This window comes from Pseudomonas sivasensis (assembly GCF_013778505.1).
In the GTDB taxonomy this organism is placed as follows: Bacteria; Pseudomonadota; Gammaproteobacteria; order Pseudomonadales; family Pseudomonadaceae; genus Aquipseudomonas; species Aquipseudomonas sivasensis.
In genome coordinates this window covers 188,127-206,619 of the sequence record NZ_JAAOWU010000007.1, presented here as the reverse complement: position 1 = coordinate 206,619, position 18,493 = coordinate 188,127, and the positions used below count along the sequence as shown (strand labels likewise).

At 59.5% G+C, this 18,493-nt stretch carries 18 protein-coding genes; 8 read left to right on the top strand and 10 right to left on the bottom strand.

From position 1 onward, the window contains the following. Positions 1 to 17: 17 nt before the first annotated feature. Genes sixA through G9Q84_RS14705 form a run of 3 tightly spaced genes read right to left on the bottom strand, consistent with a single transcriptional unit; the run spans position 18 to position 1,847 of the window. Positions 18 to 467, bottom strand: a complete 450-nt coding sequence (gene sixA, locus G9Q84_RS14715; protein WP_181643584.1) for a phosphohistidine phosphatase SixA — start codon at positions 465 to 467, stop codon at positions 18 to 20. Continuing rightward, positions 464 to 811 (bottom strand): DUF4389 domain-containing protein, encoded by a 348-nt coding sequence (locus G9Q84_RS14710; protein WP_029292722.1) that lies wholly within the window; start codon positions 809 to 811, stop codon positions 464 to 466. Before G9Q84_RS14710 ends, sixA begins: the two co-directional genes overlap by 4 nt. A 10-nt stretch (positions 812 to 821) precedes the next feature. Beyond that, positions 822 to 1,847, bottom strand: coding sequence for an NAD(P)H-dependent glycerol-3-phosphate dehydrogenase (locus G9Q84_RS14705; protein ID WP_032889192.1), 1,026 nt, complete (start codon positions 1,845 to 1,847; stop codon positions 822 to 824). 195 nt (positions 1,848 to 2,042) lie between these two features. On the opposite strand from G9Q84_RS14705, the gene G9Q84_RS14700 reads away from it, so the two are divergent. From G9Q84_RS14700 to fabB, 5 genes are all read left to right on the top strand, one after another. Further along, on the top strand, positions 2,043 to 4,163 hold the full coding sequence (locus G9Q84_RS14700; RefSeq protein ID WP_181643583.1) for a TonB-dependent receptor plug domain-containing protein: 2,121 nt from the start codon (positions 2,043 to 2,045) through the stop codon (positions 4,161 to 4,163). Position 4,164: 1 nt separating this feature from the next. Beyond that, a complete protein-coding gene (locus G9Q84_RS14695; RefSeq protein ID WP_122680090.1) occupies positions 4,165 to 5,094 on the top strand; it encodes an ABC transporter substrate-binding protein in 930 nt (309 codons plus the stop codon). Beyond that, positions 5,091 to 6,992, top strand: a complete 1,902-nt coding sequence (locus G9Q84_RS14690; protein WP_181643582.1) for an ATP-binding protein — start codon at positions 5,091 to 5,093, stop codon at positions 6,990 to 6,992. Before G9Q84_RS14695 ends, G9Q84_RS14690 begins: the two co-directional genes overlap by 4 nt. 249 nt (positions 6,993 to 7,241) lie before the next feature. Beyond that, the gene (gene fabA / locus G9Q84_RS14685) at positions 7,242 to 7,757 is read left to right on the top strand and encodes a 3-hydroxyacyl-[acyl-carrier-protein] dehydratase FabA (RefSeq protein ID WP_010211704.1); all 516 of its coding nucleotides are present in this window, start codon (positions 7,242 to 7,244) and stop codon (positions 7,755 to 7,757) included. Between the two features lie 11 nt (positions 7,758 to 7,768). After that, on the top strand, positions 7,769 to 8,989 hold the full coding sequence (gene fabB / locus G9Q84_RS14680; RefSeq protein WP_012723103.1) for a beta-ketoacyl-ACP synthase I: 1,221 nt from the start codon (positions 7,769 to 7,771) through the stop codon (positions 8,987 to 8,989). A gap of 119 nt (positions 8,990 to 9,108) precedes the next feature. Here the strand turns inward: fabB and G9Q84_RS14675 are convergent, their stop codons facing one another. Together G9Q84_RS14675 and G9Q84_RS14670 are read right to left on the bottom strand one after the other, a co-directional pair. After that, entirely contained in the window at positions 9,109 to 10,734 is a 1,626-nt protein-coding gene (locus tag G9Q84_RS14675) for a methyl-accepting chemotaxis protein (RefSeq protein ID WP_181643581.1), read from the bottom strand. A gap of 96 nt (positions 10,735 to 10,830) precedes the next feature. Continuing rightward, positions 10,831 to 11,853: an amidohydrolase family protein gene (locus G9Q84_RS14670; RefSeq protein WP_181643580.1), complete on the bottom strand. Its 1,023-nt coding sequence runs from the start codon at positions 11,851 to 11,853 to the stop codon at positions 10,831 to 10,833. Between the two features lie 139 nt (positions 11,854 to 11,992). Between G9Q84_RS14670 and G9Q84_RS14665 the strand changes: the two genes are divergently transcribed. Both G9Q84_RS14665 and G9Q84_RS14660 read left to right on the top strand, forming a co-directional pair. Next, complete coding sequence (locus tag G9Q84_RS14665) at positions 11,993 to 12,409, top strand: OsmC family protein (protein ID WP_122680092.1); 417 nt, start codon at positions 11,993 to 11,995, stop codon at positions 12,407 to 12,409. Between the two features lie 64 nt (positions 12,410 to 12,473). Further along, complete coding sequence (locus G9Q84_RS14660) at positions 12,474 to 13,340, top strand: pirin family protein (RefSeq protein ID WP_181643579.1); 867 nt, start codon at positions 12,474 to 12,476, stop codon at positions 13,338 to 13,340. Positions 13,341 to 13,453: 113 nt separating this feature from the next. On the opposite strand, the gene G9Q84_RS14655 is transcribed toward G9Q84_RS14660, so the two are convergent. The 4 genes from G9Q84_RS14655 to G9Q84_RS14640 form a co-directional block, all read right to left on the bottom strand. Continuing rightward, positions 13,454 to 14,182, bottom strand: coding sequence for a dienelactone hydrolase family protein (locus G9Q84_RS14655; protein ID WP_122680094.1), 729 nt, complete (start codon positions 14,180 to 14,182; stop codon positions 13,454 to 13,456). 66 nt (positions 14,183 to 14,248) lie between these two features. Continuing rightward, entirely contained in the window at positions 14,249 to 16,153 is a 1,905-nt protein-coding gene (htpG, locus tag G9Q84_RS14650; protein ID WP_032889307.1) for a molecular chaperone HtpG, read from the bottom strand. Positions 16,154 to 16,242: 89 nt separating this feature from the next. Continuing rightward, the gene (locus tag G9Q84_RS14645; protein WP_122680095.1) at positions 16,243 to 16,695 is read right to left on the bottom strand and encodes a PaaI family thioesterase; all 453 of its coding nucleotides are present in this window, start codon (positions 16,693 to 16,695) and stop codon (positions 16,243 to 16,245) included. Then, the gene (locus G9Q84_RS14640; protein ID WP_099601485.1) at positions 16,692 to 17,168 is read right to left on the bottom strand and encodes a PaaI family thioesterase; all 477 of its coding nucleotides are present in this window, start codon (positions 17,166 to 17,168) and stop codon (positions 16,692 to 16,694) included. The genes G9Q84_RS14645 and G9Q84_RS14640 overlap by 4 nt, the downstream gene beginning before the upstream one ends. Before the next feature lie 158 nt (positions 17,169 to 17,326). Here G9Q84_RS14640 and G9Q84_RS14635 point away from each other — a divergent pair, with 158 nt between their 5' ends. After that, on the top strand, positions 17,327 to 17,578 hold the full coding sequence (locus G9Q84_RS14635) for a hypothetical protein (protein WP_010211724.1): 252 nt from the start codon (positions 17,327 to 17,329) through the stop codon (positions 17,576 to 17,578). 106 nt (positions 17,579 to 17,684) lie between these two features. On the opposite strand, the gene G9Q84_RS14630 is transcribed toward G9Q84_RS14635, so the two are convergent. Continuing rightward, positions 17,685 to 18,422 carry a DUF599 domain-containing protein gene (locus G9Q84_RS14630; RefSeq protein WP_032889167.1) on the bottom strand — a complete coding sequence of 246 codons (738 nt, stop codon included), beginning with the start codon at positions 18,420 to 18,422 and terminating at the stop codon, positions 17,685 to 17,687. Positions 18,423 to 18,493: the final 71 nt, after the last annotated feature.

Below are 18,493 nucleotides of genomic sequence, written 5' to 3'. Positions count from 1 at the left end.
CAAAGCAGCGGTATTGCCTACGGGTTCTTCACACTTACCAGGCTCATCAGCCCGGCCAGCGGGAAGTCACCCTCCAATTCCGCCAGGCTGGCGGTGTACATCGGCTCTGGCTGGCGCTGATGGCCGTGCTGCAAAAAGCTGATCAAGCTGCCGACCAAGGGCTGATGACTAACCAGCAGCACATTGTCATCCGTGTCGAGCTTTTCCAGCACATGCAGTGGGTTGCCCTCCGGTGTCAGCCAAGGCACGGTCCGGACTTCTGGCTCGAACCCCAACACGTCGCGTACCAATTGAGCGGTTTGCTGCGCCCGCACATAGGGGCTGGCGATAATGGCGCTGAGCGGTTGGCCAATCAGATGCGCGGCACTGCGCAACACTTCGCCACGGCCATGCTCAGTAAGGTTACGTTCGGCGTCGGTGCGGGCCTGCCCTTCTGCCTCGCCGTGGCGCAAAATCCATAGTTTCACAGTTTCGGCTCTTCATCGCGCACAGGGTGCGGCGCCGGCGGTACGCTGTGGGCGGCTTCGCCCTCGGGCGCGCGCGGGGTTGGCCAGTCGGCGAACGGCCAAGGCTTCTGCTCGCTATGAAAGCTGCCGAAACGGCCGATCTGCGCCAGGAACTGGCTTAGGCTGTCGCCAAAATTCATCAGGCCCAGGTTCGGCGCGCCGTAGATCAGTCGATAGATCAGTTGCACCACGACCAACGCGCCGAGAATGAATTGCGCCACTTGCCACACCAGGGCAAACACCAGCATCCACAGGATGCGTAGGACAATGGATTCGTACTTGGGGGCTGCTTTCGGATCGTTCATGACGCGTTCCTCAGTTGAAACCACTGGTGGAAATAAAGTCGACATCGGTTTTCGGCTCGGCGCGCATCAGCAACTCGATAACCTGGTTCAAAGTGCGCCCTTCAAACAGGATCGCGTGCAACCCCGCGACCAGCGGCATGTACACGCCCACTTCCTGGGCCTTGGCTTTCAGTACCTTGAGGGTGTTGACGCCTTCGGCCACTTCCCCCAGACGCGTCACCGCGTCTTCGAGGCTCAGCCCTTGGCCTAGGGCGAAACCCACCTGGTAGTTGCGACTTTTCGGCGACGAACACGTAACGATCAGGTCGCCGACGCCTGCAAGGCCGAGGAATGTCATCGGGTTGGCGCCTTGGTTCACCGCAAAGCGCGTCATTTCCGCCAGTGCACGGGTGATCAGCATGCTCTTGGTGTTTTCGCCCATGCCCAGCGCCACTGCCATACCGGCGATGATGGCGTAGACGTTCTTGAGCGCACCGCCCAACTCAACGCCGAAACGATCACTACTGGCATACACGCGGAAAGTACGGCCATGCAGCACCGCCTGGACACGTTCGCACAGGGCTTCGTCTTCGCTGGCGACCACAGTGGCGGTCAGCGCGTGCTCGGCGACTTCCCGCGCGAGATTCGGCCCGGACAACACGCCAATACGTGCCTGGGGCGCGATTTCTTCAAGGATTTCGCTCATCAACTTGAAGGTTTGCGCCTCGATGCCCTTGGTCAGGCTGACCAGCATCTTGCCTGCCAGACGTTCGGCATGGGGCGCCAATACCGAGCGCAAGGCGCTGGAGGGCAGCGCGACAAAGCACAGATCGCAGTCCGTCAGGGTAGCCAACAGATCGGTGACCGGCTCGACCGCCGGATGAATCTTGATGCCTTTGAGGTAACGAGGGTTTTCCCGATGCACGCGGATGGCCTCGGCCTGCTCGGGATCGCGCATCCACTGACGCACCGCGTGACCGTTCTCGGCCAGCAGGTTAGCCACGGCGGTACCAAAACTCCCGCCTCCCAGGACCGCAATAGGGCGCTGCTCAGTCATATGCAATCCGTTAATCCATACCAGTGGCGATGGCGGCATTATACGGAGCGACCCGCTTGCGGCCAGCCCCCGTTTCAATTCGTGCGCCTGTGGGAAAATGCCCTACTCGTGTGACGTAATTGCAAAGGCACTGACTGGCAAATACCCCAGCCTCAGTTAACATGGGCGGCTATCCGTCATTATCAAGGCCGTGTCGTGTATTTGGGCCCTTCTTCCCATTCGTCTCTACTGCTATTGCTGTTGTGCAGTACATCAGTGCTGGCTGACGATCTGTTCCTCGACAGCCAGCCGCTGCCGCAGGTATTGACCGCCACACGCCTCAAGCAATCGGCCGCCGCCGTACCCGGCAGCATGACCGTGATCGATAGCGAGCTGATCAAAGCCAGCGGCGCACGGGACATCAGCGAACTGCTACGCCTGGTGCCGGGAATGATGGTCGGCTACACCACCGGCAACCAGGCTGCAGTGAACTACCACGGCACCAGTGCCAACGATGCGCGGCGCATGCAGGTGTTGATCGACGGGCGTTCGGTATACCGCGCCGGCCTCGCCACGGTGGACTGGAGCGATATTCCTGTGGCCATGGAGGATATCGAGCGTATCGAAGTCTTCCGCGGCCCCAACACCGTCAGCTACGGCGCCAATGCGTTGATGGCGGTGGTCAATATCCTTACGCGGTCACCGGCTAACAGCCACGGCTCACGGGTAAAGGTGATTCGGGGCGAACGTGGGATCAACGACTTCTATGCCAGCCAGGGCGTGGGCTGGGAAACCGGTGATTTGCGCCTGTCCCTGTCCGGGCAGCAGGACGATGGCTTCGACAGCGATGCCGCCGGTGCTGATCGCCGCGACAGTCGCCGCCTCAACCGCTTCAGCCTGGCAATGAGCCAGACGTTGAACGCGCAGCAGAGCATCGACTGGCAACTGGATGCCAAGGAAGGCACCAATCAGCGTCCGTATACCTACACCCCAGTATTTGCCGGGATTACCGAAGGCGGTAACAACTCCGACGTCGCGGCCAAGGACTACGCAGGCTCCCTGCGCTGGAACATCGACTTAAATCCCGAGCACAGCCTGTATATCCAAGGCTCGGCCCAGCAGTGGAATCGCCGGCAAATTTGGAAGGCCTGCGACGCCAAGGTCTCGTTCAGCCCCGAGCTGACCCAATTGTGGCAATTGAACCCGAATTACGCCGAACTGCTGGCCCGGCACATGGACACCTACAGCCAAGGCACCGCACCGCCGGGCAGTGCCGCCGAGCAAGCCCTGGCCAATCAGGTGCTGGACCAATGGCGGAACGGCGCGAACCAGAGCGTGTGCGGTGACATCGACCAGAGCACGCGCGAAAGCCGCTACGACCTGGAGATTCAAGACACCCTCAGCCTGTCCGACAGCCTGCGCCTGGTCAGCGGCATGAACTACCGCTACGACCGCGCCGACTCCGACACCTACTTCAACGGCACCCTGGACGACACCACCTGGCGCCTGTTCGGCCAGTTGGAATGGCGCGCCAGCGAGCATTGGCTGCTCCAAGGCGGCGCCATGTTCGAAGACACACAACTGAGTGGCCACTCACTCACGCCAAGAGTGGCGGTCAACTATTTGATCAACCCGCGCCACGGCCTGCGCGCGGTGTATTCCGAAGCCATCCGTTCACCGGACATGTTCGAGAACAACGTCAACTGGAGCTATCGCGTCACCAACCTCAGCTCCCCGGCCTACGGGCAGAGCTCCGGGCAGTACTTCGTGAAGACCCGGGGCCCGGGCAATTTGGACAAGGAACTGATGCGCTCGCGGGAACTGGGATACAACGGGTTCTTTGCCGATCTCGGGCTGACCATGGACGTGAAACTGTTCTATGACGAAATCACCGACATGATCAGCTCGCCCCTGCGCAACAACCAGTACATCGCCAGCAACGCCAACAGTTCGCGGTTTACCGGGGCCGAGTCGCAATTCGATTGGCGGGTGAGCAGCGCCGATCGCCTGCGGCTGACCTATGCTTACGTCGACGCCGCCACCAGCAACCCTCTGGACAAAGCCCAGACGGCGCGCAACAGTGGCTCCGCCGGCTGGTTGCGCGAATGGGGCCGCGGCTGGTCCAGCGCGCTGTTCTACTATGGCGATGACGCACTCAACCAATATCGCTTCGAACGGGTCGACCTGCGGGTGGCCAAGCGCATTGCCCTGGGCAACGCCAACGTGGAGCTGGCCGGCATGCTGCAAGAACGCCTCGATAACCAGCCCACCACTTGGGCCGACAACACTTACGACCATCGCCACGTCCTCTACTTCAGCGCGGAGCTAGAGTTCTGACATGGGCGACTCGTCACGGATGACCCGCTTCTTTATCTATAAGTGCTGCCGACGCGCCGTGCTGCTGGCCTGCCTGTTGCTGGCCGCACCGGCGTGGAGCGCCGAAATCCTGCTGACCGCAGACGAAGACGGTGCAGGCGTGCAAGCCTTTGCCCGGGCCCTGGCCCAGCAACGCCCCGAAGACCACGTTACTTTCACTCCTCTCAAGGACTTGCCCGCGCCCAGCCGCTTGCCCTCCAGTACGCGCTTGATCCTGCTGGACCTGCCTGGCCTGGACTGGCGTCTGCAGGACCTACAAGGCCCGCCGACCCTGGTGATGCGCATCAGTCGGCTACAAGCCCACCAACGTCCGGAGGCCTCGCGGCACGCGCGGATCAGCCTGTTGTGGAGCGACCCACCGCTGGAACGCCAACTGCGCCTGATCACCAGCATCCTGCCCCAGGCGCAGCGCATCGGTGTGCTCTACAGCACCGAGAGCGAATTCCTGCTGCCCGAGCTACGCCGCTATGCAGAGGCGCTGGAGCTGGCCATCGAACCTCAGCGCTGGGACAACACAAACGACAGCCGCCCACTGCAAAACCTGTTCAGGAGCAGCCACGTACTGCTGGGCCTCGACGACCCGCAACTGTACAACCCAAAGACCGTGAAAAACCTGCTGCTGAGCAGCTACGCCCAGCAATTACCGCTGGTGGGCCCGAATGCCGGGTTTGTGCGCGCCGGCAGCCTGGCCAGCACCTACAGCGACCAGACCGACTGGCTGGCGGTACTCGACCGCTTGCTGGACCAGCCGCCGGCCAGTTGGCCACGATCACTGTATCCAGAACATTTCAAAGTCTTGGGCAACCCGCAGGTCGCGCGCTCACTGGGCATTGAACAGGTGGACGAAGCCAGAGTCGCCGCCCGATTGGCAGAAGGAGAAAAACGCCCATGACCTTGCGTCGTCGTTGGGACATCAACACACGCACCCAGCTCATCACCCTGGGTCCGGCACTGTTGCTGACGTTGCTGCTGATCAGCTTTTTCACTTTCGTGCGTATCCAGGACCTGCGCCAGGAACTGGACCACACGGGCCAACTGATAGCCAACCAGCTCGCGCCCGCCACCGAATACGGCGTGATCTCAGGCAACAACGATGTGCTTGATAGCCTGCTGCGCGCGACATTGGCCACGCCCCATGTGCGCTTCCTGGAGATTCAGGACAGCAGCGAAAACATTCTGGTGTACGTCGAGCAGCCGTCGGAGAAACACGACCGCTCGCTGTCGGTGAAAATCTTCCAGGCGCCGATCCGCCTGCAACATATCCAGCTGGGCAACGACTTTTTCGAGGACAACCTCAACGAATCCAAGGCGCCGCGCGCGGATTACCTGGGACGGGTGATTGTCGGCATGTCCAATGACGCCTTCAGCCAGCGCCAACAGGAGATTCTGTTCAAGGCGGGCATCCTGGCGTTGTTCGCCCTGCTGTTTACCTTCCTGCTCGCCCGGCGCCTGGCCGCCAGCCTGTCGCAACCGATCAGCGCCATGGGCAATGCCGTCAAGGCGATCCAGCAAGGCGACTACAAGACGCCACTGCCGATTGTGGATGATTCAGAGCTGGGCGACCTTTCGAGGCACATCAACAATTTGGCCGAAGGCCTCAACCAGGCCAGTCGTGAACAGCAGCAGGCCATGGCGCAACTGATCCAGACCCGTGAAGAAGCCGAGCGTGCCAACAATGCGAAGTCAGACTTCCTGGCGATGATGAGCCACGAACTGCGCACGCCGATGAACGGCGTACTGGGCATGCTGCAACTGCTGGAAACCACCGAGATGACCGAGGAGCAGACTGAATACGCGGCGCTGGCCTCCGAGTCCACCGAGCATCTGCTCAAAGTGATCAACGATATCCTCGACTTCTCGCGCATCGAACGCGAGGCCCTGGAGCTGGAACATATTTCGTTCAACCTGGCCGACCTGATCAACAGTTGCGCCCAGGCCTTCCAGCACAGCGCGCAGCAGCGTGGGCTGGTGCTCAAGCTGCCGATCCCGCCGGGTATGGATGCACTCCGAGTGCGGGGGGATCCGACGCGGATCCGCCAGATTCTGGTGAACCTGATCGGCAATGCCTTGAAGTTCACCGAGCACGGCACCGTCAGCGTCGAACCCCATTGGCAAACCCTCGACCATGAGCTTGTGTGGTTCACCTGCACCGTGCGTGACAGTGGTATCGGAATTTCCACGGAACGCCTGGAATTGATGTTCGATGCGTTCCAGCAGGCCGACAGTTCCATTTCAAGACGTTACGGCGGCACCGGGCTGGGACTTCCCATCGCCCGCACCCTGGCCGAGCGCATGGGCGGCACCCTCCGCGCTCAGAGCGAAGAAGGCCGTGGCTCGGTGTTTACCCTGGAAATTCCACTGGCGCTGGATCAACAAAGCCTGCCCGCGGTGGCCCAGAATGCTGAGGGCAAGCACAGCGCTGGTGATGGCCGCCATGTGTTGCTGGTGGAGGACAATCCGGTCAACCGCACCGTGGTGGAAGCGATGCTGCGCAGCCTGGGGTTCGAAGTGAGCCTGGCCACTGACGGTGCCGAAGCGATCCGCAGTGCCGAGAGCCTAATTTTCACGGCGATCCTGATGGATTGCCGACTGCCGCTGATTGATGGCTACGAAGCCACCCGGCAGATTCGCCAGTTGCCAGGGTGTGCCGACCTGCCAATCATCGCTCTCACCGCCAACGCCTTGCAGGGCGACCGCGAAGCCTGCCTGGCGGCGGGCATGAACGATTACCTGGCCAAGCCGTTCAAACGTACGGATTTACAGCAAATCCTGCAGCGTTGGGTGCAATAGCGGTGCGCCATCAACCAAGTCCGACTGGCGTGAAAGACGAAAGTGCGGCAGTCTTAGGCACCCGAACGGGCCCCTCAAACGGGCCCGGTTTAAAATTTCAGTGAACAAGTGTACATTCAGTGCCTAACGCTGTGACTTTCACTACAACGCAATAGTCTATGTGTAGGCTGCCGACATGAGGCATGAACGCTTCATTCGGTTCGGGAAGATTTGCCCTACCCTGCCGCATGGGATTATTGAGGAGCTCGCATGACCAAACAAAACGCCTTTACTCGGGAAGACCTGCTGCGCTGCAGTCGCGGTGAGCTGTTCGGCCCAGGTAACGCGCAACTGCCCGCCCCGAACATGCTGATGGTGGATCGCATCACCCATATCAGTGAAGAGGGTGGCAAGTACGGCAAAGGTGAATTGGTCGCCGAGCTGGATATCACCCCGGACCTGTGGTTCTTCGCCTGCCATTTCGAAGGCGACCCTGTGATGCCAGGTTGCCTGGGCCTCGACGCCATGTGGCAACTGGTCGGCTTCTTCCTCGGCTGGCAGGGTTTGCCAGGCCGCGGCCGCGCCCTGGGTTCGGGCGAAGTGAAGTTCTTTGGCCAGGTCCTGCCGACCGCCAAGAAAGTCACCTACAACATTCAGATCAAGCGCGTCCTCAAGGGCAAGCTGAACCTGGCCATCGCCGATGGTTCGGTGAGCGTCGACGGTCGCGAGATCTATACTGCCGAAGGCCTTCGGGTCGGCGTATTCACTTCCACTGACAACTTTTAAGGGTTATCCGCATGCGCCGCGTCGTTATCACTGGTCTGGGCATCGTTTCTTGCCTGGGCAATGACAAAGAGACCGTCACCGCTAACCTGCGTGCAAGTCGCCCTGGCATCCGCTTCAACCCGGAATATGCCGAAATGGGTCTGCGTAGCCAGGTTTCCGGCTCCATCGACCTGCCCCTCGAAGAACTGATCGATCGCAAGATCTATCGCTTCGTTGGCCACGCTGCCGCCTACGCCTATCTGGCCATGAAAGATGCCATCGCCGACTCCGGCCTGAGCGAAGACCAGGTATCGAACGTACGCACCGGCCTGATCGCCGGTTCGGGCGGCGCATCCACCCTGAACCAAATGGAAGCGCTGGACATCCTGCGCGAGAAAGGCGTGAAGCGCGTTGGCCCGTACCGTGTAACGCGGACCATGGGCAGCACCGTTTCGGCCTGCCTGGCTACACCGTTCGCCATTAAGGGCGTGAACTACTCGATCTCCTCCGCCTGCGCCACCAGTGCTCACTGCATCGGTACTGCGGTAGAGCAGATCCAGCTGGGCAAGCAGGACATCGTGTTCGCCGGCGGCGGTGAAGAAGAACATTGGAGCCAGTCGTTCCTGTTCGACGCCATGGGCGCACTGTCCACCCAGTACAACGAAACCCCGGAAAAGGCCTCCCGCGCCTACGACGCCAAGCGTGACGGCTTCGTCATCGCCGGCGGTGGCGGCATGGTGGTGGTCGAGGAGCTGGAACACGCTCTGGCCCGTGGTGCCAAGATCTACGCGGAAATCGTTGGCTACGGCGCGACGTCCGACGGCTACGACATGGTTGCCCCGAGCGGTGAAGGCGCTATCCGTTGCATGCAGATGGCCATGTCCACTGTAGATACCCCAATCGACTACCTGAACACCCACGGCACCTCGACTCCGGTCGGCGACGCCAAGGAAATGGAAGGTGTACGTGCGGTATTCGGCGACAAGGCTCCGGCCATCAGCTCCACCAAGAGCCTGTCGGGTCACTCCTTGGGCGCCGCTGGCGTTCACGAAGCGATCTACTGCCTGCTGATGATGGAAGGCAACTTCATGGCCGGTTCGGCCAACATCGACGAGATCGACCCGGTCGTCGCCGATATGCCGATCCTGACCAAGACCGTTGAAAACGCCAAGATCGACACAGTGATGAGCAACAGCTTCGGCTTCGGTGGCACTAACGCCACCTTGGTACTGAAGCGCTGGCAGGGTAAGTAAGACCTGTAGCTTGATCCACTGAAAAAGCCCCGACTGGTTCGGGGCTTTTTTATGGAAGACTGGAGTTGACCGGGTATACATCCGTTACCTGAACAACGGACATACACCCAACCTGCGCACTACACCGAAAACCGCGCCACCATCGAATTCAAATCCACCGCCAACCGCGACAACTCCTGACTCGCCGCACTGGTCTGATTAGCTCCGGCGGACGTCTGATGCGCCAGGTCGCGGATATTCATCAAGTTGCGATCCACCTCCCTCGCCACCGCCGCCTGCTGTTCAGACGCACTGGCAATCACCAGGTTGCGCTCATTGATCAGCGTGAACGCCGATGCAATTGCCTCCAGCGCAGTCCCCGCCGACTTGGCGATGTCCAAGGTGGAACGCGCCCGGGTGTTGCTCTGCTGCATTGAACTGACGGCTTGCTCCGTGCCTTGCTGAATCCCACCGATCATCTGCTCGATTTCCTGCGTCGACTGCTGAGTGCGATGGGCCAACGCGCGCACCTCGTCGGCGACCACCGCAAAGCCGCGCCCCGCATCACCTGCCCGCGCAGCCTCAATGGCAGCATTCAGCGCCAACAGATTGGTCTGCTCGGCAATCGAACGAATCACATCCAGCACCTTACTAATGCCATAGACCTTCTGAGCCAAGTCCTCGACCTGGGTCGCATTGGCGGTCACATCCGAGGCCAGCGCCTCAATCGACACTACCGTTTGATGCACCTGCTCACGCCCTTGCTGGGCGATACGGTCAGACTCGCGAGATGCCTGTGACGTGGCCACCGCATTGCTTGCCACCTCCTCCACCGCGGCCGTCATCTGATTGACCGCCGTTGCGGCCTGTTCGATTTCCTGGCTTTGCTGGTGCAAACCGCGGGTGGCATCCTCGGTAACGCAGCTGAGTTCCTCGGACGCCGACGCAAGTTGGCTCGAAGACTCCGAGATACGCCGGATGGTGTCACGCAAGGTGTCCTGCATCCCCTTGAGCGCCCGCTGCAAGCGCGCGGGTTCATCCTTGCCACTCAGTATGATGTCCCCAGTCAGATCGCCGCTGGCAACGTTCTGGGCAACTTTGAGCGACTGAGCCAGTGGCAACACGATACTGCGGGTCAGCCAGACCGCCAGGCCGATGGTGACCAGCGCAGCCAGGGCAACCATGGCGATCACCCAAGTACGCGACTGGCTGAATACATGCTGTGCCTGCTTTGCCGCTTCGTTGGCACTGGCCTTGTTTAGATTAACCAGGGATCGCAAGGTCAGTGCCATTTCGTCAGCCAACTGATTCATCTCACCGTTGACCACCTGAATCGCTTCCTCCAGCCGGTTAGCCTTGGACAGCGCCACCACCTGCTCCTGGCGCTGCAGGTAGCGCTGCTCCTCGACCTTGAGTCGATCAAACAACACACGCTCCTCGGGCAATACGATCAACGCTTCGTACAGCCCTTCGGCGTTATGCAGCGCGGCTTTGATCTCGGTGATTTTCTGCTCGTTCTGCGCCACGGCCTGGGGATCGCGGGTGACCAGCAAGCGCAAGGTCAGCGCGCGAATGCGCAACACGTCCTGGCTCATCTCCCCCACTGCCATCACGCTGGGCAGCCAGTTGTTTTCCACCTGATCCGACTGCTGGCGCATGTTGGCCATCTGCAGCAGCGCAAAGCCGCCCAGAGCAAACACCATCACCGCCAGCACGCCAAAGCCCAAACCGGCGCGCGGGGCAATATTCAAACTACGGATATTCATTGCCTGGATCCTTCCAAAAGCGCTGCATTCACCTGCAGCCGGTCTCCTGGAAGTTATCGGCGCTCTACTGTATTTGCGTAAGACGAAAACGCGATATCAACGTGCGCCACCATCGCGAGGTAGTTTAGGCAGAATGGCCAGGAAGTTATCCCGTGCAACCTTGTGGGCGACGTCTTCGGGCAATGCATCGAGGAAGGGATCAAAGCGGCGCATTTCCTTACCCAGCTTATTGAAACGCCCTACGACGTCCGAGCCCAGCATAAAACGCTCCGGGAAGCGCTCCACCAGCTTTATCCACTCCGGCCGAGGCTGACCCGCATCGTCCAGCAAATACGGCGTGAGCATGCTCCAGGACAGGTCGATATACAGATTGGGATAGGCCTCCAGCATCCGGCTTAACGTGGGCAGCAGGAAGTCCATCTGGACCTGATGACGGTGAATTTCCTTGCTGGTACCGGCATGGGCCCAGATAAAACGGGTGTGCGGGTGGTTGCGCAACGGCTCTTCGATCTCAGCTAAATACAGCGGGTTACGCTCGCGCTTGGAGGTGATGTTCGAGTGCAGCATTACCGGCAGGTCGTTTTCGGCGGCCAGGTGGTATATCCGCGTCATTGCCTCGTTATTGGCACGTGGGGTATCGCCTGAGGTAAGCGCGGTCAGGTCATCGTGACGGGTGAACACCTCTCCAATGCCCTGCCAGAGCCCTGGATTAAGGTCGAGCATGCGTTGGATATGGGCGGCAGAGTTCTTGTCGTTGGGATTGAAGCCGCTTAGAAACGGATGAAAATGCTGGCGCTGTTCTGGGGTGAGCTTGTTCACGGCCGCAGCGACGATGACGTCAGTGGCGCTGTACCAATAGGCATCGGCGTCATCACCGGCGTAGTAGCGCGGGCGTTTGGGCTCGTCTTCGTGCCATTTCTTCGCAACGGGAATGCCGGAAATCATCACATGCTCGATGCGATTCTCGGCCATGGCCTTGAGCAATTTATCCATGCCGGCAGTTTCCTGGAAAAAATCCACGTAATGCAGGTGGGCGTCGCTGTAGGCATAGTCACGCGCCTGCACAGCGAGACTACCGGCGGCGAGCAACAGGGCAAGACTCAGGCGGATCCAGGGCACGGTACAACCTCAATGGGGGCCAATACGGGTAGACCTTGTGCCCTGTGCCGAGGTTCATCGTGGAAAAACGCGGAACACTGAAGTGCCAGCATGCTCTATAACTGCATGACCTTCATCCTGCCACCCTGTGAGGTTTGCCATGCCTGTTACCGTGAACACATTGAACGCTGAAAACTTCCGCCACAGCGTCAACATCAACAACCACGAGCTGTTTACCGACCTGCCCAAGAGCCTGGGTGGCGACGACTCGGCGCCCTCCCCCCACGATTACTTCGATGCCGCACTGGCGTCGTGCAAGGCCTTGACCGTCAGGCTCTATGCCCAGAAGAAAGATATCCCGCTGACCGGCGTGACCGTGGAAGTCACCCACGACGCCGCCGAAGAGCCAAAAGGCAAATACACACTCAACGTCAAATTGACCCTCAAGGGCGTACTCACAGACGCGCAGCGCGATGAACTGCATCGCGTGGCGGACAAGTGCCCGGTGCACAAGCTGATGACCACTGCCGAAATCAGCATCGAGACCCAGCTGTCCGAAGGCGCATTCAGCCAATAGCGGCAACCTCTCGTCGAGCGGGTTATGCTCAATCACACCTAACCCGCTCAGACTGGGACGTACCATGACCACCCTCACCGTGATCCGCCCTCGCCCCGAAGACGTTGAAGGCCAGCCGATCCTGCGCCCCTTGCCCTCAAGGGAATGCCGTAGTGTCGGGCCCTTTGTGTTCTTTGATCACATGTTGCCCACCCAGTACCCAGCGGGCAGCGGCATGAACATCCGTCAGCATCCGCATATCGGCCTATCCACTCTCACCTATCTGTTCGACGGTGCGCTGCAGCATAAGGACAGCTTGGGTTCTGACCAGGAGGTGCAAGCGGGTGATGTCAGCTGGATGACTGCCGGCAGCGCGATTGCCCATGTGGAGCGCACACCCCAAGCACTCAAGGCCAGTGGCTTCAGCCTGCATGGGTTGCAAGTGTGGCTTGCGTCACCCAAGGATCATGAAACCGGGCCCGGCCACTACAGCCACCACCCGGCGGCGAGCCTGCCGATCAGCGACAACTTGGGCGTGCAGATTCGCATGATCGCCGGCAATGGGTTTTGCCTGAAATCGCCAGTGCCAGTGCTGACGCCCACGCTGTATGCCGAGGTGCGGATGCAGACGGCCACTACCCTGCTGATCCCTGACGAGCATGAGCAACGGGCGGTGTACGTGCTGGAGGGTGAAGCACAGTTGGAGGGCGAGGCGCTTGAGGTGCAGAGTCTGGTGGTCTTGCCGGCAGGACAGGAGATGACGCTGTGCGCCGGGAGCGATTGCCACCTGGTGGTGTTTGGCGGTGCACCGCTGGATGGGCCACGGCGGATCAATTGGAATTTTGTCGCGAGCGATCCGTTGAAGATCGAGCAGGCCAGGCAGCGCTGGGCCGCTGGGGATTGGCCGACGGTGCCGGGTGAAACTGAAAGAATTGAGTTGCCTCTGAGATAGCTAACGGGGGCAAGTCGAATCTTCGCACCGCCCCTCCCACACTTGATCGGATTCACACGGTCAACATGTGGGAGGGACTTGCCCTCGATGAGGCCGGAACAAGCGCTTAAGCGTTAGCCCTTGAACACTTCATCCAACAAGTTATGCATCGACTGGAAGGCCCGTGCTGCGGTCTTCGCGTCGTACATCATCTTGCCCGGCACATTGGCCTCCGGGTCAGTGAAGGAATGCACCGCACCGCCGTAGCTCAGCAATTGCCAGTCCACGCCAGCCGCGTTCATTTCATCTTCGAACGCCGGCAGCTGCTCTTTTGGCACCAACGGGTCGGAAGCACCGTGCAGCACCAGCACCGAGCCCTTGATGTTCTTCGCGTCCGCCGGATTCGGCGTGTCGAGGGTGCCGTGGAAGGACACCGCAGCCTTCAACGGCGCGCCGGTACGTGCCAGCTCCAGGGAGCAGCAACCGCCAAAGCAGAAACCAAAGGTCGCCAGCTTCGAGGTATCCACTGCGGCTTCGGTCTGACCTTGCAACTGCTCAAAGGCCGCCTGCATGCGCTTGTTCAGCAACGGGCGATCATTCTTCAACGGCATCATCGCGGCACCGGCTTCGTCGCCATTCGACGGGCGCACACTTTGCCCGTACAAGTCGGCAATCAGCACCACATAACCTTTGCCGGCAACGGCCTTGGCGATTTCTTCGGCACCCGCACTCACGCCCATCCAGTTCGGCGCCATCAACAAGCCCGGCAACGGACCCTGGTGGCTGGCATCGAATGCCAGGCGGCTCTCATAAGGCTGGCCATCAATCTGATAGACCACGGAACGCACAGTGACTTGGCTCATCATTTACTCCAGTTGAGGTGCAGTAGAACGAAAAAACCCGCCGAAGCGGGTTTTTCTACAACGGGGTCAAACCGACAGTTCAACCAACAGCTTGTTCAGGCGGCGCACATACGCGGCCGGATCCTTGAGGCTGTCGCCAGCGGCCAGGGCCGCCTGATCGAAGAGGATGTGCGACAGGTCGCCAAACCGCTCTTCGCTCTGCTCGCCGTCGAGTTTCTCGATCAGCGGGTGAGCCGGGTTGAATTCGAAGATCGGCTTGGAATCCGGAACCTTCTGGCCGCTGGCTTCGAGAATCTGGCGCATCTGCATGCCCAGGTCCTGCTCGCCGATAGCCAGGATCGCCGGGGAGTCGGTCAGGCGGTGGGAAACCCGCACTTCACTGACCGCATCGCCGAGGGCCGTCTTGATCCGCTCAACCAGGCCTTCTTTGGCCTTGGCGACTTCCTCGGCTTCCTTCTTCTCTTCTTCGGAGTCCAGGTTACCCAGGTCTAGGTCACCACGGGCAACGTCGACAAAGGTCTTGCCGTCGAATTCGCTGAGGTAGCTCATCAGCCACTCATCGATACGGTCGGTCAGCAGCAGCACTTCGATGCCTTTCTTACGGAAGACTTCCAGGTGCGGGCTGTTCTTGACCTGAGCGTAGGTTTCGCCGGTCAGGTAGTAGATCTTGTCCTGACCTTCCTTGGCGCGTGCCAGGTACTCGGCCAGGGACACCACCTGCTCGCCATCTTCGCCCTGAGTCGAGGCAAAACGCAGCAGGCCGGCGATTTTTTCCTTGTTGGCGAAATCTTCCGCCGGGCCTTCTTTCATGACCTGACCGAAGTTTTTCCAGAAGCCTTTGTATTGCTCAGGCTCGTTCTTCGCCAGTTTTTCCAGCATGTCGAGGACGCGCTTGGTCAACGCCGACTTCATGGAGTCGATGATCGGGTCTTTCTGCAGGATTTCCCGCGACACGTTCAGCGACAGGTCATTGGAGTCGACCACGCCTTTGATGAAGCGCAGGTAAAGCGGCAGGAACGATTCCGCCTGGTCCATCACGAACACGCGCTGCACGTAGAGCTTCAGGCCTTTCGGCGCTTCACGCTGGTACAGGTCGAACGGAGCACGGGCAGGTACGTAGAGCAGCGAGCTGTATTCCAGCTTGCCTTCGACCTTATTGTGGCTCCAGCTCAGTGGGTTTTCGTAGTCGTGGGCGATGTGCTTGTAGAACTCCTGGTATTCCTCGTCCTTCACTTCAGTGCGAGGACGGGTCCACAGGGCGCTGGCACGGTTGACCACTTCCCATTCCTGGGCAGGCGCTTCTTCGCCTTCGGCGGCAGCCTGCTCTTTCGGCAACTCGATTGGCAGAGCGATGTGGTCGGAGTATTTCTTGATGATATTGCGCAGGCGGTAGCCGTCAGCGAACTCATCTTCAGCGGATTTCAGGTGCAGCACGATGCGGGTGCCACGGTCGGCTTTATCGATGGTGGCGATTTCAAACTCGCCCTCACCCTTGGAGGACCAATGCACGCCTTGGCTGGCGTCAAGGCCGGCGCGGCGGCTGAACACTTCAACCTTGTCGGCAACGATGAAGGCCGAGTAGAAGCCCACACCGAATTGGCCGATCAGGTGTGAATCTTTCTTCTGGTCACCGGACAGGTTCTTCATGAAATCAGCGGTGCCGGATTTGGCGATGGTACCCAGGTGGGTGATCGCATCGTCACGGCTCATGCCGATACCGTTGTCTTCGAGGGTGACGGTCTTGGCGTCTTTATCGAAGCTCACACGGATTTTCAGTTCGGCGCCACCTTCCAGCAACTCAGGCTTGGACAGGGCTTCGAAACGTAATTTGTCGACAGCGTCAGAGGCGTTCGAGATCAATTCGCGAAGGAAAATTTCCTTGTTGGAATACAGCGAATGGATCATGAGGTGCAGCAGTTGCTTCACCTCGGTCTGGAAGCCCAGGGTTTCCTTTTGAGTTTCCACACTCATGGTCATCAAACTCCAATTGGATGGCAGTGGCCGTACCCTTGAGGGTTGGCGGCGGGTTGTCATCAAAGTTGGGGGCTAAGGCCAGGATTTCAAGGGCGAGTCGTTTCCTCAATTTTGAAATGCGCACGGGCGGTGGCAATAGGTTCTGCCGGGGTGCTCTGCCAGGCGGTAATTGCCACGTTCGCGACCCGTCGGCCCTGGCGCCAGACCTGGCATTTGGCATAAGTGTCGCGGAACTGGCCTGCACGCAGGTAATCCAGGGAGAAATCGATGATTTTCGGCAAGCCCGGCGCACCGGTAAATACCAGCAGGTGCAACGCCGCCGACAGCTCCATAAAGCCGGCAATCACCCCGCCGTGCAGCGCCGGCAATATGGGGTTACCAATGTTGTCTTTGTTGGCGGGCAGGCGAAACAGCAATTCATCGCCCAGGCGTGTGCATTCGATGCCGATCAGCTTGGCGTAAGGAATCAACGCCAGCAGCGCCTCATAGTTTCCGAGTTCGTGGGCCTGTTCCAGGCGCGTCTTGAATCGATGCGTCATGCCTGTTCTCCCTTGATTGTGCTGCTCAGTCCTTGGGCTCCCTTGAGCCGCTTGCCCATGCGCATGAACGTGCCCACCACATGGGCAATGGGCTGCTGCGGGTCATCCTGATAGGCAACGCCACGGGTAAAGATCACGTCAGTCGTCACCCGGTAACATTGGGCGAAGCCATAAACCGGCTTGTGGGGTTCGGCGGTGTGCATGTAGTCGACGCGCAGGTCGAGGGTCGGGCACACCTCGAACTCTGGTAATACACACAAGGTGGCCATGCCACAGGCGGTGTCCATCAGCGAAGTCAGCGCACCGCCATGGATCACCCCGGTGCGAGGGTCGCCGACGATGGAGGGGCCGTAGGGCAGGACCAAGGTCATACCTTCCAGGTTGGCGGCATGCACGGTAATCCCCAGCACCTGGCAATGGCGCAGGGCCGAAACAAAGCGCGTCGCACGCTCTAACAGTGGGTTTTCGGTCATTCGGTCTAGACTCTTATTAGCGTTAATCCGCGGAGTAGGCAGTGCGGTTGAAAGTTCCTTGGGGGGCGCTGTTTATATATCTGCGCAATAAAAGGAACTAATGCTGAACCCTCAGGCTCGAAAGGCCAGTAGATATCTTCAATAAGGAGAAACACCCAATGCGCAAGACTTTAGCTATTTCCATGATGCTCGCCGCTGCCCTCGGTCTCGCTGCCTGCGACAAAAAATCCGAAGACAAAGCCCAAGACGCTGCCGCGCACTCTGAGCAAGCTCAGAAAGATATGGCGAAGGCTCAGGATAAAGTGAACGACGCTGCGAAAGAAAACGCCGATGCTGCCAAAGCTCAGGCTGAATCGAACGAAGCCGCCGCAAAAGAAGCAGCACCTGCTACTCCAGCCACCGGTTCTTGAGACCGCGGTTTGAAATAGCTTCGCTGCGATAAAGAAAGCCCGCTCAAATAGCGGGCTTTTCTTTGCCTGTGGTTTTTAATTTGAAGCGTTAACTCGCTGAAGTGGACTAAGCCGACTCTTTGATCGCCTCAGGCACTGGCGTATCAGTCTGCGTATACACCATCACTTGCAGCACGTCGGAATGAAACTCTCGACGGTAAAGCACGACTACCACTCCCGCGCTCATCAACATGAATAACCATGGGCTGACAAACCACGCCAACATGGTCATGCCGAAGTAATAAGCGCGCAGACCAAAGTTAAACTGGTTGGCGGCCATGGAGATTACCCTTGCCGCCCGCAAGGCAAACGCCTTGCGCTCTTGCTCGGACACATGCCGCTCACCGATCATCGGCGCAGACCCCACCAACACCGCCGCAAAGTTGTACTGGCGCATACACCAGCTGAACGTGAAGAAGGCGTAGACGAACACCAATGCCAGGCACAACAACTTAATTTCCGACATGCCCTGGGACGCCTGCTGCACCATAGGAATGTCCGCTAGCAAGGACACGGCCCGCTCAGAGGCGCCAAGCACGGTGAGAATACCAGCGAGGATAATCAGGGTACTGGAGGCAAAGAACGAAGCATTGCGCTCCAGGTTGCCGATCACGCTGGCGTCGGCAATGCGGTTGTCGCGCAGCAGCATGCGACGCATCCAGTCTTCACGATACAAATGCAACACACTGGCCAGGCACGCAGTGTCCCGGGCTTTCCAGGTCGCATAACGGGTGTAGCCGCCCCAACACAGAACGAACCAGAGGGCGGCAAGCAGGTGGATTTGATTGGTTTCGACGAACGACATGCGGGTCCTATATCAAGAAAGTTTTTGAAAACGTGGTCAACATTGGGGGAGAGGCTTTGATCCCGAATGCT

Excerpts from the sequence above, each read along its gene's own strand:
- G9Q84_RS14710 (WP_029292722.1), bottom strand. The coding sequence starts at position 811 with ATGAACGATCCGAAAGCAGCCCCCAAGTACGAATCCATTGTCCTACGC.
- G9Q84_RS14705 (WP_032889192.1), bottom strand. The coding sequence starts at position 1,847 with ATGACTGAGCAGCGCCCTATTGCGGTCCTGGGAGGCGGGAGTTTTGGT.
- G9Q84_RS14695 (WP_122680090.1), top strand. The coding sequence starts at position 4,165 with ATGGGCGACTCGTCACGGATGACCCGCTTCTTTATCTATAAGTGCTGC.
- G9Q84_RS14690 (WP_181643582.1), top strand. The coding sequence starts at position 5,091 with ATGACCTTGCGTCGTCGTTGGGACATCAACACACGCACCCAGCTCATC.
- fabA (WP_010211704.1), top strand. The coding sequence starts at position 7,242 with ATGACCAAACAAAACGCCTTTACTCGGGAAGACCTGCTGCGCTGCAGT.
- fabB (WP_012723103.1), top strand. The coding sequence starts at position 7,769 with ATGCGCCGCGTCGTTATCACTGGTCTGGGCATCGTTTCTTGCCTGGGC.
- G9Q84_RS14675 (WP_181643581.1), bottom strand. The coding sequence starts at position 10,734 with ATGAATATCCGTAGTTTGAATATTGCCCCGCGCGCCGGTTTGGGCTTT.
- G9Q84_RS14665 (WP_122680092.1), top strand. The coding sequence starts at position 11,993 with ATGCCTGTTACCGTGAACACATTGAACGCTGAAAACTTCCGCCACAGC.
- G9Q84_RS14660 (WP_181643579.1), top strand. The coding sequence starts at position 12,474 with ATGACCACCCTCACCGTGATCCGCCCTCGCCCCGAAGACGTTGAAGGC.
- G9Q84_RS14655 (WP_122680094.1), bottom strand. The coding sequence starts at position 14,182 with ATGAGCCAAGTCACTGTGCGTTCCGTGGTCTATCAGATTGATGGCCAG.
- htpG (WP_032889307.1), bottom strand. The coding sequence starts at position 16,153 with ATGAGTGTGGAAACTCAAAAGGAAACCCTGGGCTTCCAGACCGAGGTG.
- G9Q84_RS14645 (WP_122680095.1), bottom strand. The coding sequence starts at position 16,695 with ATGACGCATCGATTCAAGACGCGCCTGGAACAGGCCCACGAACTCGGA.
- G9Q84_RS14640 (WP_099601485.1), bottom strand. The coding sequence starts at position 17,168 with ATGACCGAAAACCCACTGTTAGAGCGTGCGACGCGCTTTGTTTCGGCC.
- G9Q84_RS14635 (WP_010211724.1), top strand. The coding sequence starts at position 17,327 with ATGCGCAAGACTTTAGCTATTTCCATGATGCTCGCCGCTGCCCTCGGT.
- G9Q84_RS14630 (WP_032889167.1), bottom strand. The coding sequence starts at position 18,422 with ATGTCGTTCGTCGAAACCAATCAAATCCACCTGCTTGCCGCCCTCTGG.